Origin of the sequence: Arthrobacter sp. C2 (genome assembly GCA_024207135.1) — a bacterium.
Classification (GTDB): domain Bacteria; phylum Actinomycetota; class Actinomycetes; order Actinomycetales; family Micrococcaceae; genus Paeniglutamicibacter.
Genome location: CP042428.1, coordinates 3,069,742 through 3,087,149 on the forward strand (window position 1 = coordinate 3,069,742; position 17,408 = coordinate 3,087,149).

10 protein-coding genes are annotated in these 17,408 nt (G+C 61.7%); 6 read left to right on the forward strand and 4 right to left on the reverse strand.

From position 1 onward, the window contains the following. Nucleotides 1-125 precede the first annotated feature (125 nt). Entirely contained in the window at nucleotides 126-1,652 is a 1,527-nt protein-coding gene (locus tag FPY90_RS14270) for a hypothetical protein (protein WP_139194734.1), read from the reverse strand. Nucleotides 1,653-1,797: 145 nt separating this feature from the next. Here FPY90_RS14270 and FPY90_RS14275 point away from each other — a divergent pair, with 145 nt between their 5' ends. After that, a complete protein-coding gene (locus tag FPY90_RS14275; protein WP_286135267.1) occupies nucleotides 1,798-2,727 on the forward strand; it encodes a Cof-type HAD-IIB family hydrolase in 930 nt (309 codons plus the stop codon). 256 nt (nucleotides 2,728-2,983) lie between these two features. On the opposite strand, the gene FPY90_RS14280 is transcribed toward FPY90_RS14275, so the two are convergent. Together FPY90_RS14280 and FPY90_RS14285 are read right to left on the reverse strand one after the other, a co-directional pair. Then, nucleotides 2,984-3,130 (reverse strand): hypothetical protein, encoded by a 147-nt coding sequence (locus FPY90_RS14280; protein WP_175475394.1) that lies wholly within the window; start codon nucleotides 3,128-3,130, stop codon nucleotides 2,984-2,986. A 398-nt stretch (nucleotides 3,131-3,528) separates the two neighbouring features. Next, a complete protein-coding gene (locus FPY90_RS14285; protein WP_071213620.1) occupies nucleotides 3,529-4,968 on the reverse strand; it encodes a CCA tRNA nucleotidyltransferase in 1,440 nt (479 codons plus the stop codon). 173 nt (nucleotides 4,969-5,141) lie between these two features. Here FPY90_RS14285 and FPY90_RS14290 point away from each other — a divergent pair, with 173 nt between their 5' ends. From FPY90_RS14290 to trxA, 5 genes are all read left to right on the forward strand, one after another. Continuing rightward, on the forward strand, nucleotides 5,142-5,687 hold the full coding sequence (locus FPY90_RS14290; RefSeq protein WP_175475393.1) for an NUDIX hydrolase: 546 nt from the start codon (nucleotides 5,142-5,144) through the stop codon (nucleotides 5,685-5,687). Then, nucleotides 5,671-7,404, forward strand: coding sequence for a murein biosynthesis integral membrane protein MurJ (murJ, locus tag FPY90_RS14295; RefSeq protein WP_498681729.1), 1,734 nt, complete (start codon nucleotides 5,671-5,673; stop codon nucleotides 7,402-7,404). Before FPY90_RS14290 ends, murJ begins: the two co-directional genes overlap by 17 nt. A 143-nt stretch (nucleotides 7,405-7,547) precedes the next feature. After that, on the forward strand, nucleotides 7,548-9,122 hold the full coding sequence (locus tag FPY90_RS14300) for a hypothetical protein (RefSeq protein ID WP_498681732.1): 1,575 nt from the start codon (nucleotides 7,548-7,550) through the stop codon (nucleotides 9,120-9,122). A gap of 109 nt (nucleotides 9,123-9,231) precedes the next feature. Next, on the forward strand, nucleotides 9,232-10,215 hold the full coding sequence (gene trxB / locus FPY90_RS14305) for a thioredoxin-disulfide reductase (protein ID WP_498681734.1): 984 nt from the start codon (nucleotides 9,232-9,234) through the stop codon (nucleotides 10,213-10,215). Between the two features lie 47 nt (nucleotides 10,216-10,262). Beyond that, nucleotides 10,263-10,586: a thioredoxin gene (gene trxA, locus FPY90_RS14310; protein ID WP_071216200.1), complete on the forward strand. Its 324-nt coding sequence runs from the start codon at nucleotides 10,263-10,265 to the stop codon at nucleotides 10,584-10,586. A gap of 6,019 nt (nucleotides 10,587-16,605) precedes the next feature. Here the strand turns inward: trxA and FPY90_RS14315 are convergent. After that, a complete protein-coding gene (locus FPY90_RS14315; protein WP_498681736.1) occupies nucleotides 16,606-16,923 on the reverse strand; it encodes a YciI family protein in 318 nt (105 codons plus the stop codon). Between the last annotated feature and the right edge of the window lie 485 nt (nucleotides 16,924-17,408).

Below are 17,408 nucleotides of genomic sequence, written 5' to 3' on the forward strand. Positions count from 1 at the left end.
TGTGTCCCCTATCTGGATTCCCGGTATTCGGGGGATGAGGAAGACCAAGGTTTTTGGTTTTCCTTGATTCCCCTTCAAGCTATCACCGCAATGCTGCAAACGTCCCGAATGCGGGCCGTGGGGGGCTAATCGGAGCGTGCCTCCACACGATATCCGGAGACCGTGTCGGCGAAACCAAGAACAACATGGCTTCCTTCGCCACCCTGGGCGTCAATGGCGCCGGCACTGACGCCTTTGGCCTTCTTCCCGTCCGCTCCGCACGGGAAGAGCAGCGTCCCTCCGGTTCCGTCCCGTGGCTTGGAGTAATTTGCCCCATCGGTGCAGAGGAAGCGTTCCCCCGGGGCGACGATCCGGGTCTCTCCCGTCTGGGTGTCGAGCAGTGTGGGCTTCTTTTCCTTGGCCAGGAGCAGGCTCGCCCCGCCGTCGTCCGGGGCATGGGCAACATCGACGTCGGTGACCACCACATAGCTTTTGGTCTTCCAGATGACTTTCCCGGTGCTCGGGTCGTAGCCCTCAAGGTGCAGTTTTCCGTTCTCCAGCCTGCTCGTGGTCTTTTTGGACTCCTTCAATATGCCCGAATCGAATACGCACCTGACGGGAAAGGATTTTCCGCCATCAAGCACCGTGTGTGTTGTGCCCATGGGAGGCAGACAGAAGGTAGTGGCGCCCTTGGCCTTCCACAAGGTCTTGCCGCTCTTGGCGTCGAGGCCGATCATCATTTCCTGCCTGAAGTCCGACTCCCGGGCAACAACGTTGCCCTTTTTGTCCTTGGTTTCCTTGTAATTGCGACCGATCCAGCCTGCGAAGACCCCGAGCTTTTCCGAATAGTCCATAGTCCACCCCTGGCCAGGTGTGTGGGCCGGTCCCATCACCTTGGCCAACGACAGGCCCCACAGTTTTTTGTCTCCGTTGAGCCGCATGAGGTTGCTCTTGTTCCCGCTGTAGTGGACGTAGAGTTCCCCTCCGGAGATCGGGAAGATGGAATCCCCCAGCTTGTGCTGGGGCGTCAACGTCCGCTGGATTCCGCGGTCGAGGTCCACACGCATCCGCTGCTCGTCATCGATCTCCGGCTTGAGGGAGAGATAGCACATGTCTTTGCCGTCCGGACAGGCCTCCGGCCTGGACCTGACCAGCTGTGCGGGGCCCTGGTAGAGCACCTTTCCGGAAACGACATCCACGGCAACCGGCTTGGTCCAGACATCGCCGCCCCAGCCATCGCGTGGTTTCGACTTTTGCAGGAACAATGCCACGTTCCTGCCCTTTTCGGTCTTGCTGAGTTCCACTCCCATGTTCACGCCACTGGGCACCCACCCCGGATCCACCGGCACCCTCCAGAGTTTCTTCCCGGTGGCACCCTTCAACCCGGTCAGTTCGAGCCCCTTCGTGCCTTCAGAGAGCACTACCGCTACCCCCTTGACCACCCGAGGGCGGTCCAGCACCTTCATCTTCACGCTCCACGAGGGCTTGACCATCATGATCCGGCGTTCGGCCTGTTCGACCGCAGCATCCTGCCCAGGAGCCGGCGGTGCAGCAACGCCGGATTCGGCGGCTCCCGCATCCACGGCGTCCGGTCCCTGGGTGCAGGAACCGAGCGCCAATCCAACACAACACAACCCGATTGCCACGGCATATGTCCGTTTTCCCGTCATCATGGACCCATCCTAGAAATTCCATTGGCCCCGTCGTACAGGTTTTCCGAATCTGTGGATAACTATTTTTTCGACCGTGCCGGCAGCCATCCGACGGTGGACTTGCGGCGATTCCGTTCCGCAACGGTGCGATGGGAGAATGAACAACATGCCCACAACACCGCCATTTGCCTTGCTTCTCGATGTCGACGGCCCGATCGCCTCGCCAGTGACCCGCGACGTCGCCCCGGAAATCATTGCGCTGCTCCTGGATCTTGCAGTCTCCGGAATTCCCGTGGTCTTCAACACGGGGCGATCAGATGATTTCATCAAGCAGCAGGTGATGGAGCCCATGATCGCGGCGGGAATGCCCTCGACGTTGAAGATCCACGCGATATGCGAGAAGGGTGCCACATGGTTCACCTTCGACTCGACAGGCGCGGACGAGGTTCATGTTGACCACGAACTGGCGGTTCCGGGGTATTACTCGGAAGAGATTCGCGAGCTGGTGGCTTCATCCTTCAGCTCGCACATGTTTTTTGACGAGACCAAGCGCGCCATGGTCTCCGTCGAGCAGCACATCCACGCCGACAACACCGACTACCGACGCGTCCAGGCTGATTTTGACGCGGCCGCCATCAAAGCGATGACTCGTCTGGGGCTTGGTGTTGAGCGCCTCGAGCTCCGCCTGCCGGGCGCCAACAGCGGGATCGAATACCGAGTGGATCCAACCATCATTTCCACGGACATCGAATCGGTGGCACTGGGCAAGGATCTCGGTGCCAGGCGCACCGTGGAACTCTTGGCCTCCGACGGGATTGTGCCCACAGCGTGGTTCACCGTCGGCGATTCGCGCACGGACTACGCCATGGCCGATTGGCTGGCCGCGCACGGGCATGAGGTTAGCCACGTGGATGTACGCCCGGGCGACGGAATTCCGTCAGGAAAACCGTACCCTGTGCTCACGGCCGGAGACCTTGGCCTGGGCAACGAGGTCATCCACGACCATGCGGGGCTGGCGTTTCTGCGCCACTGGCGCGCGCAGCTGGACCCGGGCACGGACATAGACTCGGCAGAGCCAAGCGAAACGTTCGTTTAAGAGGCAAAGCCCGCCGGTGAAGCCGGCGGGCTTTGCACTGTGGGTTTCAGTTGTTTCCATGGGTCTTGCTCCTGTTCGGTGAATGAGTCGAATTCCGGATCGGCTGTGGATGCCCGATCCTAATCCACTCACCGCACGCGGAAGACCATGTCCATCGGAAGGTGGTTACGTAGTTCACGATCCCGGTTGTCCGGGTTGAACTGCGTCTGAAGCCAAGCCTTGTTCTTTGGCTTTCGGTTTTTTGCAGCCACGGTGGTTACCTCCCCTCAACCTTGTTGGAGGTGCGGAAGGCGGCTTGTTCGGCCGGCCGAGTGGTGCGGGCGTGCAACGCTTCCGGTCCGGCGAATATGAGTTCGGCGGAGCGAGCAGCCTGGGTGGTGATCGAAGAGATCTGGGTAGACATGACGAAAGTTCCTCAAGGATTTGGTCGATTAATGACTCATCAGCCTCGGGAACTTTGAAAAGCTAGGGAAGTACTAGCAGGGCGCCGTTCCGGAGGCGGGGGAAGTTGCTCGGGCGGTAGAGCCGCCGAAGCCATGACGGGGCACATAGAAGCCGCCGAAATTCATTGAATTAATCATCATTCCCACCTCCTTTTCTGGAAGAACATGCCAGAAAATCCTGGCGCCAATATTGTCTATTCGATCTCGATGTCTCATTGAGACTTCTCAATCACAGGTTCCACGATACACAACAATGCGCCATTACGCCACATCAATTTGGGAAAACTTTAAAGAAAGGACCCCGTTTCGGCGTGTTGCTGACGACACGCCGGAACAAGGCCCCGAAATCCTGCTCGGACTACTGCTCGGTTGACTCCGGCTGCTGCGCCCACCACTCGCGAAGCACGGTTACCGCTTCGTCCCGGTCGATCGGGCCGTTGTCCAGGCGGCGTTCCAGCAGGAAGTTGTAGGCGCGTCCCACCACCGGGCCGGGCTTGATTTCCAGCAGCTCCATGATCTGCTGCCCGTTGAGGTCCGGGCGCACGGCCGCCATTTCCTCCTGCTCGCTGATCTCGACGATGCGGGCCTCGAGATCGTCGTAGGCGAAGCTGAGCCGGTCGGCCTTCTTGCGGTTGCGGGTGGTGACATCGGAACGGGTCAACCGGTGCAGGCGCTCCAGCAAGTCCCCGGCGTCGTGGACGTAGCGGCGCACCGCCGAATCGCTCCATCCGGCATCGCCGTATCCGTAGAAGCGCATGTGCAGCTCGACCAACCGGGCGACGGCCTTGATGGAGTCGTTGTCGAAGCGCAGGGCGCGCATGCGCGCCTTGACCTGCTTGGCGCCGACCACGTCGTGGTGGCGGAAGCTGACAGCCCCGTTGGGCTCGAACTTGCGGGTGGCCGGCTTGCCGATGTCATGCATGAGGGCCGCGAAGCGCAGCACGAAGTCGGGTCCGGGAACCGGTCCGTCGGCATCGCTTTCCAGTTCCATGGCCTGTTCGAGCACCGTCAGGGAGTGCTGGTAGACGTCCTTGTGGCGGTGGTGCTCGTCGATCTCAAGGCGCAGGGCGGAGACCTCCGGGAGCACGATGTCGGCCAGGCCGGTGTCCACCAGCAGGTCGATGCCCGCGCGCGGGTTGGCGCCGTTGATGAGCTTGACCAGTTCATCCCTGACCCGCTCGGCCGAGATGATCTTGATGCGTTCGGCCATTTCCGCCATGGCAGCCCGGACGTCGGCGGCCACGTCGATTCCCAGCTGGGAGGCGAAACGTGCCGCACGCATCATGCGCAGCGGGTCGTCGGAGAAGGACATCGAGGGTGCCCCGGGCGTGCGCACCTCGCCGGCGGCCAGGTCGACGGCCCCGTTGTAGGGGTCCACCAGTTCCAGGTTCGGCAGGCGCAGGGCCATGGCGTTCATGGTGAAGTCGCGGCGGTACAAGTCGTCTTCGAGCTTGTCCCCGAAGGCGACGATGGGCTTGCGCGAGGACGGGTCGTACGCATCGGCCCGGTAGGTCGTCACCTCGATGGTGTGCTGGTCCTTGCGCAAGGCGATGGTGCCGAAGGCGCGTCCCACTTCCCAGGTGGCATCCGCCCACCCGGCCACCACGGCCAGGGTTTCGTCAGGAGAGGCGCTGGTGGTGAAGTCCAGGTCCGGGGACACCCTGCCGAGAAAGAGGTCCCGCACCGGGCCTCCCACCAGGGAGAGTTCAAAACCGGAGTCGACGAATCGCTGTCCCAGTTCAAAGATGACGGGGGGCAATAGTTCGGTGAGAACCTGGGGGGACGGTAGTTGCTGCATAGTTCTTTAAGGGTGCCAGACTTTCTGGATAGTGCCATGATCCCGGCCACTTCAATTCGGCGTTAGCTTCCACACGCCGCCGACATCACCGCCCCGTAACGAAGACACGAATAACACGCGGAGGCCGGGCGGGGCAAGCCACGAAGCGCCGCGGAACCGATAGAGTGGTTGCCATGGCCCATCCAGTTCCCAGCGCCCCGAAGCGCACGCCGTTGACTGCGTCAATGGCGCATGCGCAGGCACAGGTGAGCCCCGGGCACCACCCGCTCCCCACCGTGGAGGAAGTTTCGGCCGGCGGCGTTGTCATCGATACGTCACTTCCCAGCCTGCCGGTGGCCATCATTGCCCGGTACAACCGCGGCGGTCGGCTCGAATGGTGCCTGCCCAAGGGACACCCCGAAGGCGTGGAAACCAACGAGGAAGCCGCCGTGCGCGAGATCGAGGAAGAAACCGGAATCGCCGGTGACATCCTGGCACCGCTGGGCTCGGTCGACTACTGGTTCACCGTCACCAACTACCGCGTCCACAAGACCGTGCACCATTTCCTGTTGCGTGCCACGGGCGGCGAACTGACCATTGAAAACGACCCCGACCACGAGGCCGTGGACGTGGCCTGGGTTCCCCTGCTGGATCTCGGCAAACGCCTGTCCTTCCCCAATGAGCGGCGCATCGCCGATCTTGCGCGTGAAGTACTCCCCAACTATGTCCCAGGTATCTAAGCACCCCGCGCGCCCCGGCACGCCACCCAAGATCCCGCAAGCACCGGCCGGAAACCAGGCCCAACGCCAATCCAAGGCCTATGCCCTGATGGCCTCTGGCACCTTGGTTTCCCGCATTCTCGGATTCATCCGCACCGCGCTGCTGGCCGTTGCCATCGGCTCGAGCACCACGATGGCCGACATCTTCGAGAAGGCGAACGTCATCCCGACGATCATCTTCATGCTGCTGGCCGGCGGCATCTTCAACGTGGTGCTGGTCCCCCAGCTCATCAAGGCTTCGAAGGCCTCCGACCGCGGATCGGCGTACACCTCCAAGCTGGTGACCCTCACCATCGTGGTGATGGGCCTGGCCACGGTGCTGCTCGTTTCCATGGCCGGGCCGCTGATCAAGGTCCTGACCCTCAACTGGACCGAACCCATGATTGCCATGGGAACCACGTTCGCATACTGGTGCCTGCCGCAGATCTTCTTCTACGGTGTCTACGCGGTCATCGGCCAGGTGCTCAACGCCCACAACCGCTTCACCGCCTACATGTGGTCCCCGGTGGCCAACAACCTGGTGCAGATCCTCACCATCGGCACGTTCATTGTCCTTTTTGGCGCCTACGGCGGCGGGAATGACCAGCTGGACAGCTGGACGACCTCCCGGACGGCCCTGCTGGCCGGTGGAGCCACCCTGGGCATCGTCGTCCAGGCCCTGGCCCTGTTCATGCCGTTGCGCCGCATCGGGCTGAACCTGCGCCCGGACTTTTCCTGGCGCGGCATGGGCCTGCGCCATGTGGGCAAGCTTGCCGCCTGGACCCTGGGCTCGATGATGGTCGGCAACATCGCCTCGCTGGTGAACTCCAAGTTCGTCTCGGCCGCCACCAATGCCCGTGAGGGCATGCCCTTCGGCGGCGCCGACATTCCCGGCGAGTACGCGCTGAACACCTCCCAGCTGATCACCGTGCTGCCGCACTCGATCTTTGCCCTCACCCTGGCCACGATGCTCTTCAACGAGTTCACCAAGGCCTTCCACGAGAAGCGCCGCGGGGACATCGCACCGTTGCTCTCCCGCGGTTTGCGCACCACCGCCGTGCCGATCGTCTTCGCCACTGTGGCCTTCATCGTGCTGGCCGGGCCGCTGGGCCGGCTGTTTGCCGGAAGTTCCTCCACCGCGATGCTGCAGGGCGCCGCCATCGGCCAGCTGCTGTTGCTCACCACGCTGGGGCTGCCGTTCAAGTCGATCCACTTCTTCATGATCCGGGTCTTCTTCGCCGAGGAGGACACCAAGACGCCCATGTTGATCCAGACGGTCATCGCCGTGCTGTGCGTCGTGCTGGCCTTCGGTGCGGTGCAGGTCCTGCCCGCGACGGAGATCGCCAGGGCCGTGGCCCTGATCTACGGTGGTACCAACGTGCTCTCCGCGGTGATTGCGCACGTCCTGGTCGTCCGCCGCTACGGCGACTACGGAGTCGCCCAGGTGATCGACAGCTACGTGAGGATCGGTGTGATGGCCGCCCTTTCGGGCATGGCGGGCGCCGGGGTGCTGTGGCTGCTGGGAGGCTACAGCTGGGGATTCGCATGGAGTTCCATTGGTTCGGCCATCATCTCGATTGCCGTCGTCGGTTCCGTCATGGCCGTGTTCTACATCGTCTTGCTGCGGCTGATCCGCTCCGAGGAGCTGGATAATTTCCTCGGCCCGCTCGCCCGCCGGATCCCTGTGCTGCGGCGCTAGGCGCCTTCGCAGAAGGGCTTCGCGTGCCCGCCGCACCGGCGACATCGGGCTTGTTCTTCACGAAATCCCTTCCCCGGCCCGGTAACATGGAACGGGGCACCCACGAGGGTGCCGGCAACGCAAAGTAATCCCGGGAGGGAATCGTGTCGCAGCCCATCGACGCTGGCGCCGTGCTTGGCGGCCGCTACCAGGTGACCGAATCGGTCTTGACCTCGGCAGACGGAGACCAGGTACTCAGTGGCATCGACCAGGTGCTCAACCGTCCGGTGAGCATCCTCGTCGGTTCAACGGCCAATGCCTCGCAGCTGGCCACGAGCGCGCGCGAAATCGCCACCGGTGAACGTTACGCCGCGGTGCAGGTCCTCGACCTCGGCATTTCCGAGGGCAACACCTATCTGGTGACCAACCTCGCAGAGCCGGCCGACCTTCTTGACCTGGTGGTCCAGGCCGACTCGCCGTACGTCGAACCGTTCTACACCGACACCCTGGGCACCGAGATCTTTGGCGTGTCCCGCTCCTCGGAGCCGGCGAGCTACGATGACGACGCCGAGTACTACGAGGACCAGCGCGCCCAGGAACAGCAGCGTCCGGCCATGCTGGACAGGCTTCCTGAAATCAGCCTCAACGAGAAGCTGAACAACATCAAGGGTCGTTTCACCCGCGGCAAGCAGGTCCCCCCGGCCGCAGCGCCCGTCGCGCCGCCCGCCACGGTAGGTTCGAGCACCGAACAGGCACCCGTGGTGCCCGCATCGTCGGCACCGTCGCCTGCAGCCCCCGTTGTTCCCTCCCCCGAGGCCCCCGCTGCCACCATGGCAGCGCCCCTCACTCCCCCGGCTCCGCCCGTTGCCAAGCCTGCATCCAAGGTCACCCGGATGGAGCAGCCGGACCATGCCGAGGAGCCCGTCGTGACCTCGGCGGCGGCCCTGGCCGCGGCGCAGAAGTCCCGCGGTATCACCGTCGACGAATCGGGCCAGCGCGTGCCCTCCAGCTTCCCGGTGGCGGCCCAGTCCTATTCGGAGCCGCTTGCCGACGAATACGAGGACGAGGAAGCCGGCGAGGGCGGAAAGAAAACCACACGCCTGCTGATCGGGGCATTGCTCTGCGCCGTCCTGGTGCTGGCCGTCGTTTTCGCCTACAACACCCTCGGCGGAGGCAAGCCTTCGCCCGTGGCCACCGCCACCCCCACGCAGAGCGCCACCGAATCAGGCAGCGCCAGCGGGGAAGCCTCGCAGTCTCCCACTGCCGAGGCGGTCAAGCCGAAGATCGCGGACATCACGCGCATGGTCCCCGGAAACCAGGATCTCAACTCGGACACCGACAACACGCTGGCCAAGGCCATCGACGGCAACCCGGCGAGCCTGTACAAGTCCTACTCCTACACGTCCCCGCAGTTCGGCGGACTGGCTTCCAACATGGTGTTCATCGTGGAGCTGAAGAAGCAGTCCGACATCTCCGAAATCCAGTTGGAGGGCCTCAACGGCTCCGGCGGTTCCTTCGAGATCCGCGTGGGCAAGACCAACAACCTTTCCGATGCCAAGATGGTCTCCAGCGGCTCCTTCACGGGTCCGACGGTCACCGTCCCGGTCAGCGGCGAGGACGGCGACAGCGCCCAGGGGCAATACGTGTTCCTGAACGTCACCGAGCTGCCCCGCCGCGCCTCGGGAGCCAACGCCTCACGCCCGTACGGACTGCAGATCGGCGAGTTCCGCGTCTCCTAGCCGGACCGGTCCGGGAATACCACCAAGGCATTCGCTGTTATGCCGCATAGCCCCTCTTCCCCGCGGTGTGTTTGAAACAAGACCGCACTTATGAAAGGTTTGCCCACCCGTGGCCACAGAAGCACAAGACGCCATCCGCAACGTCATCATCATCGGATCCGGCCCCGCGGGCTACACCGCTGCCGTCTACACGGCTCGCGCCAACATGAAGCCCTTGGTCATTGCCGGTTCGGTGACCGCCGGCGGCGAGCTCATGAACACCACCGACGTGGAAAACTTCCCGGGCTTCCCCGAGGGCATCATGGGCCCGGACCTGATGGACAACATGCAGAAGCAGGCCGAGCGCTTCGGCGCCGAGATCCTCTTTGACGACGTCACCGCCGTCGAACTGGCCGGCAACGTCAAGGTCGTCACCCTGGGCGACGGCACCGTGTACCGCGCCCACGCAGTGATCCTGTCCACCGGCTCCGCATACCGCGAGCTCGGGCTCCCCGACGAGAAGCGACTGGCCGGCCACGGCGTGTCTTGGTGCGCGACCTGCGACGGCTTCTTCTTCCGCGACCAGGAAATCGCCGTCATCGGCGGCGGCGACTCGGCCATGGAGGAAGCCCTCTTCCTGACGAAGTTCGCTTCCAAGGTCACCGTGGTGCACCGCCGAGATTCCCTGCGTGCCTCGAAGATCATGGCAGACCGCGCCCTGGCACACCCGAAGATCGAGTTCATCTGGGACTCCGAGGTCATCGGCATCTCGGGCGCCGAGAAGGTCACCGCCATGTCCCTCCGCAACCTGAAGACCGGTGCGGAGCAGGAAGTCGCCATCACCGGCATGTTCGTGGCCATCGGCAACGACCCGCGCACCGACCTCGTCAAGGACGTCCTCGACCTGACCGCCGAGGGCACGATCGCCGTTGACGGCCGCACCTCGAAGACCAGCCTGCCAGGCGTCTTCGCCGCGGGCGACGTCATCGACGCCTCCTACCGCCAGGCCATCACGGCAGCCGGTTCGGGATGCGCCGCCGCCCTCGACGTCGAGCACTACCTTGCCGATGTCGAAGCCGCAGCAACCGCAAACGCAGTCTCAGTCTCCAACTAATTTTTTCCCCAGCACGGGGAAGAGAACCTTAACGAAAGGTGCAAGCCATGAGCCAGACCAAAGACGTCACCGACGCAACTTTCCAGGCTGAGGTCCTTGAGGCCACCAAGCCGGTCATCGTCGATTTCTGGGCAGAGTGGTGCGGACCGTGCCGCCAGCTGACCCCGATCCTCGAGCAGATCGCCGCAGAGCACTCCGAGAAGATCGACGTCGTCAAGATCAACGTCGATGACAACCCGGCCATTGCCGCCAAGTACGGCATCACCAGCATCCCGGCCGTCTACGTCTTCCAGGGCGGCGAGCACGTTGCCACCTCGATCGGCGCCAAGCCGAAGCCGGTCCTTGAAAAGGAATTCGCTGCCTTCCTGTAAGGTTCGCGACTTTTCCGTCCGCTCGGTGCAGCCACTCCCTCGGGATGGCTGCACCGAGCTTTTTAAGGCCCTCACCTCCCCCAGGGTGTAGTCGTGCTCGTCAACGATGGACACTGGAACAAGCTGGACGTTTAAACAAATGAAATCATTTGTTTATAAGTGTTCTTTCGGAAAACTCTAGTTTCGCACCGTTATCACTTGCGATCGGGCCAGTTGCGATCACGATGGATGCCCATGCGTTGCTTCTCAATTGAAAGAATCCAGAGGATCACCGGAACGCAGGCGGGCCGTCTGCTTCGGGAGTATTTGATGCACCCAGTTAACCGGGCTCCGAATCGAAGGGCCGGCTTTCGCCGGCAGCAGTGCTGGCTCCGTTTGGTTCCGATACGAGGTGCGGAGCAATTTTGCCAACGTCCGCGGCTTTCGTCGACCACCCGCCGTGAATGAGATCAACGGACTGGTCCATCGCGAATATGTGCCGCAACCAGAGCTGGATACCTCTGAATCGACAAGGCCGTGGTCCCGGGTGCAGCTGGTCCGCTCTTGTCTCGTCAGTTGTTTTCCCGTCTCAAGGGCAGGCATGGTCCATGGTCGCGGTGCCGATGTACGTGCCATGATCATCACCAGCCGGGTTGTCTCACACCAACCATTTCGTCATTGACCGGCGTCTTCGGGCCAAAGACCATGACCGCAAATTCCGACAACGACGACGTGGTGCCGGGTGCATTCAGCGGCCTCGGGCGCGGCCGTTTTCCGGTGGCGTTTTCTGGGCACCGCTACCGGATTGCCGAAACGGCCCGACCACGAAACCCTCCCGTTCTCGACGGCTTGCGCATGGTTTCGGGTCCTCGCTGCGCGTGGATGATTTGCGCCGGGGTCGTTCACGGAGCGCTTGTCCTCCGCCCATTACTCAGGGGCGAACCCGCGAATGTCCGGTCTCCCTAAGTGAGTAATCGTTGGCTTCGATGGAGCTTCCCATTGGGGATATTGCCATTGAAAGCAAGCCTCTCTGCTGCAGGGAACCGTTGTCCTGTCCGGATTCCAACTACCGGCAGAAGTCCAGGCAGGCCCATTCCCCAATGTTGCCGGTTCCTGGTTTGATCCCAAACCTGTTGCGGAAGATCGTGTCCACGATCATCGCGTGCGCATAGCCACCGCAGTCTCCATCATTGGACCCGGTTCTTCGACTGATAATGCGTAGCCGGGAACCACCGAGGCGGACAATTCTGCAGTGCCGTACCTTGGGTTACAAGGTTATTCCGGACAGCTTCCTGGAGGGATCGACCAACCACCACGCCTCAGGGAAGTGAAAATTGTGTTCCCCAGCGGTTTCGTTGCCGCCGTTGGTGGGCATGGGCTGGCAGCTACGCCCCCTTCCACGCCTGTTAGGTGTATGTCGCGGGCTCGTCGGTTGTCGACAGCTGCTGCGGCCGCCTCGAACGCTCAGAGCGGCGCCAAGGGGGAAGATTGGCGCCGTTCCCGCGGATGCGCTCCCCCAAGTCCTTGGCGATCCCTGGCAGATCTAATACTCATCTGGGTGTTCTGCGTCGTTCCGTCATCCTCGGCACCGGCCCTATTTTCGCAATGCCGGAGCGGCATCATGCTTCAGGCAGCAGTGGTTCCCGGCGCAGGCCAGTGGACACTTGCCCAACTTGGGTCCACGGCTGAACCGGGGTCGGTCCAGGCATCCCGCCTTCGCACTGCCTGAGCCCTTCGGCCACTGGACGATGCTCACTGTCCCCTGGCCCTGGCCAACCGCCTGGGCGCCAACTTTTCAACCAATCCACAGGGCAGATTCACCGTTCCACCGGGTGGCACGCGCTCGAGAAAAGGCAATCGACCTCCATCATCAGAGCAAGGACTTCGGGTCCTGATGATCACGGCTTCCGCCGGCTTGGGTGGCCACTGGTGACAATGTCGCGCCGTTGACCCCTCGAAGCATCCTGTATTCGTCCTGGCACAGCCAGTTTCCGCGGCAGCTATCCGACTCTCCTGGACCTCTTTTGTGGTGGGCACCCGCGACTGCGAGACTTCGCGCTGTCATGATTTCCCCTTCCGGCTGCGTCTCCCCGTGATGCCACGAGCCGTCTCCGTGCCTCCTCTGGGTGCGGCCTTAGACGTGCCATCAAGTCAGACCGGGCGCAGCTGGCGGGCGAGTCTGCGGCTGCGCGGCATCAAGCGAGGCCTCCGTTTGCGAGGGTGCGTCATTGGGCGAAAGGCAATCACTCGGAACTCCCGGACAAGAGGCCACGGGCAATTGTTTGCTAGGGCCGCCGGAGGCGCGCCAATGTCACCATCGGCGCAAGACACGATCCGGGCAGGATTCCCCAGTCGGCCGGGGACGGCTCAGGCCGACGTTTTTGAAAACACCCGGTTGTTTCACGTGAAACAAGCTCCCCGTAGCTTGAGAAGTGTCCAGTTTTGTCGTGAGAGGCCAGGGGTGCCTACGTCTGCCTGTTTCACGTGAAACATTCTTGAGGCCCGGCCGCTATCCCCTCGGCATTCGTCGTCATCCTGAAGGATGCCTAGCCGCATTCGCCCACGTTTCACGTGAAACATTCGCGGGCGAAATTCGTATGTTGAGTCATCCTCGAAGAACGTTCCTGGTTGCCGAATCAATCCGGCTGGCTGTAGCGGCGGGGGTAGGTTTACCGGTCTGAGGAACCCACTGGAGCACCTCCTCGTTCATTGTTTCCTCTGCGGGGAGGAACCAGCGTCGTCGGCTTGCCTGCGGATTAGGAGACTCCTTGTTCGGAATCCCTGAGTGCGCTGGGCCTGGTTCATCACCTTCGTAGTCTGCAGCCGAGCGCACTACGGTCCGGTCATGAAGAGGACCGTACCAAGCGGGAATCCTCTACTCGTCTGCCTCGAGATGTGGGCGCAAGGCATTTCTCCAATAGTCCCCGATCTTCTGGATGGAAAGAAGGGGCGATCGGCTTCCCCCTTCTTCTCGTGGGTCGGGCGGAGCATTTTGAGTGCCTGGAACTCAGCTATACCCCGTGGCTGAATGGGCTTCAATCCCTGCCCCGCGGAGTCCAGTTCAGGGAAATGGGCATCGGTACAGGCGATCCCTAAGCGAAAACGAAGTATGAGGTGCGGGAACTCCGGCGGACTCTCACGCCAGTGACCGGCGGGTCCCTATTCAAGAGGAGTTCTTCGTTGCGTCTGGAATCCTCACTTCGATTCATGCTTCATCCCCATCCTGGGTGTTTCGCAATTGGTACGACACTGACGATCGATTGCTCCAGGGAAGAGATGGAAACCTGATCCGACATATTGGTTCACGCTCGGGATGTCATCTCATCAAGTCCGGTTGAAGTTTGCTCCCACAAGCATCTAGCCCGCGGTTCCAATGGCCCGCAACAATACTTCCTTTGTGGGTGCCACCCGCACTGCTCATGTCGACACCGCGCTCGGGGGGCCTCTTTGCCCCGTCCGAGACTCCACGCGGACACGCCCCTAGCGGTGCTTCCGGTGATTCTAAGCTGAGGCATTTGGGAAGGACGGTCATCGTTCTGCCTCGTGCACCCGATTCTATCCACAGCAACGCCGGTTGCCGGTTCACCTCCCTTCCTGCACGCAGTCTTCCGGGAGCGACGTGTCCTGCACCAATGTTCCGTCATCATCTCGGTCTGATTCTTCTCCGACGATCGCGTCTGGTCATTGGTCCTCGCCAACGGCGGCTGGCAGCGCTTCGACCAGATGGGCTCCCTGCCCAGTTAGGCGGGCATTGAGTGCGCCGTGCTTGCCTGTCGTTCTTGGGTGGCAGCATATTGTCCTTGGGAGCCGCCCACGGCGCTCTCGGACGGCATCCACGCTGCCTCTCAGACAGATTGCGAGGGTACGTCAGGGGTGATCCCTAAGCACCTACCCCGCGGGCATTCGCTCCACCTGCTGCGCGAAGGCTGGAGAAGGTGCCACTGATCGACGTCGGCGGCGTTCTGCAGTCTGTACGCACAGATGGACGGCCTGCAGCGGCTACACGTTGGCAGCCATGTCGACGCGTTCAGGGTCCCGAACATCCACCGCGAGACCTGGCTACAGACTAGTTCCGTTCAGGAATGGAGGGAATCGATGTCTGCCCGTGGAATCCCTCATTGAGCATTGCTGGCCCTCGCACCAATATCGGTGGCCCCAACGGCAACGGCGGCTGCTCCCCCAGGGCACCGGTTTCTCGTGTTCAGCTTTCACAACATTGTCCAGATCAACCGAACCGTTTGACCGAAAAGAACCATGCGTTCCGCGCCGCTCACCTCCAACTGACCAACGTCCAGGAACGCGGATTATCTCCATTCCCTGGGGCGTCTTGCGGGTCCTTACGGCCCGCCGACTTCTAAACATATTTCTGCACCCACTACGAAACTACCGAGCGATTTCCGCTCTTTTGTCTCACGTTCGGGAAGGGTTGTTGCCGCGACCGCCCGATGAATTTTCGGACGACGGTGGGTGTGGTCGATTCCCTCCGTCGAAACCCGTTGCACGGCACGAATAGCTGTGCCGCGCTCGATGTGTTTCCTCCACCTGAGCGACGACGGGCGATTGGTAAGGAGCGCGGCATGGGACACCGTCGCTCTTGTCGCAGTTGCGCAGGAACCAGATGGCCGAAGACGGCCTGTGATCGGCCGTTGGCAGATCCTCTGCGACGAGGTCTCGACGAACAAGTGGGTTCCGGGTTGCCGGAAATGGATGCCCTTCTACATGGGCGTCGGACCTACGACACTTCCGCCTCGTACTGGACTCGGTAGGACGGGAACACCGCGCAATCGCTCAACCGTGTTCCGAAGTACGTGGCCTCCCGCCAAACACCGATCCTCGAATGGCACAACTCCACTCTGCTCGGACCAGATGTCCGTGAAGCTATACATGAACTGCATGACTGGCACGAGGACGTCCACGTCGTCGGCAGCCTCGATTTCGTGCAGATGCTCTTGACCGAGCAACTCTTCGATCGGTTGACACTCTGGGTGTGTCCCCGTCTTCTCGGCAGTCGAAAAGGCGGGGTTCGCCAATGGAGCGGTTCCGAAGAGCCTCTAACTCAGCGCACCGATTGTCGGTTCGCCCAAGGGCAGCTGACGCACGGACACCACCTCGCCAATGGCACATCTGGTGTCGGTGAGATGCCATCCGACGGGCATGAGGGCTAGGGCGCAATTTTGGAAGCCTAGGCTGTGGTCAGGTCGAAGGACCGTGAATGACGGCTACCAATCAACATTTGCGGGATTCTTTTTCGTGGAGGGAACCAGACTCGCACCTTGCCATTTGGTGCTGACGGTCTGCCTTGCCTCCCTGAACCGAACCGATACCAACAGATTCCCTTCGTAGATGGTACTCGAACTGAATCTCAAGCTTGGGAGCTACAGTTCGTATTCGCACTCCCCCATCAATTGGATTGGTTGGTTCAGTTTCCATGGGTACGTGACCTGCCAGGGATGTACCTCTGCGTATGGTTGAAACATTGACGGTTTCATTCGGTCCAGGGTGGTCGCATGCAAACAGTAATACGTTCCATGCCAACCCCTGCGTCCACGAGACTGCGTTTCACGTGAAACATTTGATCCCAGGATCCGACTAGCGTCCACGCAGTTTCATCCGGGACGCCTACGTTGCGGGCACGTCTCCCCCTGACGGCGTTGGCTGTACTCATGCGTTGAAGTGAGATTCAAGATCCTGGCACCAATGTATTCCCAGGTCTTCCGGCTCCGCTTGCGCCCCCGTGTGGGGCGCATCCGCCGGCCCAAAGGATTTCTTTGCCGGCCCCGTCGTATCGTGCGAACCGACGCCATCGTCAGGCTCCCAGAGATGGCGCCGTTCTTCGAGAGACCTAAACTCAACCGGAGATGGATGAGCGAGCCGCATACGCGAGGCAATACGAACTGGCGCCGATCTATGGGTGGACCGGTGACATGCCGTCGCTCTGGGATATTCTCCCGATACAGGGTGCCAATCGACCAATGGTGGAGCCCTATGCACAACCGACGTTGAAAGGTTACCTCGGTCAGCTTGCCGGGTCGTTTTGGAACTACCGATTCTCTTGGGCCCAGCGGCATGCGACGGCAATCATGCCTACCCATTCAAGTGTGGCTTCACGCGATGACAGGTCGAGAACGCTGTAGCCGCCATTCCGCACCTTGTGCCCAAGGTGGGCGCCCTCGGCAACGGTGCCGTCGACGGCCACGAGCACCGGGCCGACGTCCCCATCGATCCCACCACTGAAGATGTACACGCCTGCTGTCTTGGCCTCGCCTATGACGGCAGGCGCATCGCGGACCACCCAGTCGTAGTGGTGCTCGCGGAACATCATGGCCTCACCGTCGAACGAGATCAGGTACTTTGTCATTCGGTCACTTTCCTCATCAGACACCGCCATGCCTCAATACCGCCCTGCGAACGATTCTGATGTCCAGCGCGATTCTGGCCCTTGCACGGGAGTATGGTCAAGGAAAAACGCCCTGGCCGAGGCACAACACCTGCTCGAGTGGTACAGCATGGAAAACGAGCTATCACACGATCACCCAAAGGTGCCTCACCATGCATCGTCTTGGCGTGATCCTGATCGACAGAAGATTTGCAGACTAATCGTGGCCAAGGTGTCCACGCCGGTGACCCGATCTGCAGCGGCTGTACGACTGTCAGACTCTGCTCGTAGTCGGCCAAATAGATGCACCCGCCAACCAGATCGACGTCCAAAACGTGGCTGGGTCAACACCAGCTCTTGGGAAATTTACGATATCAAAGGTGCGAACCACATCGGATATACCGGAACACCGCGCGGGAGCTAACAATGGCGATCTTGACGCTAGCAATACTGCCATCGTCCCCAGG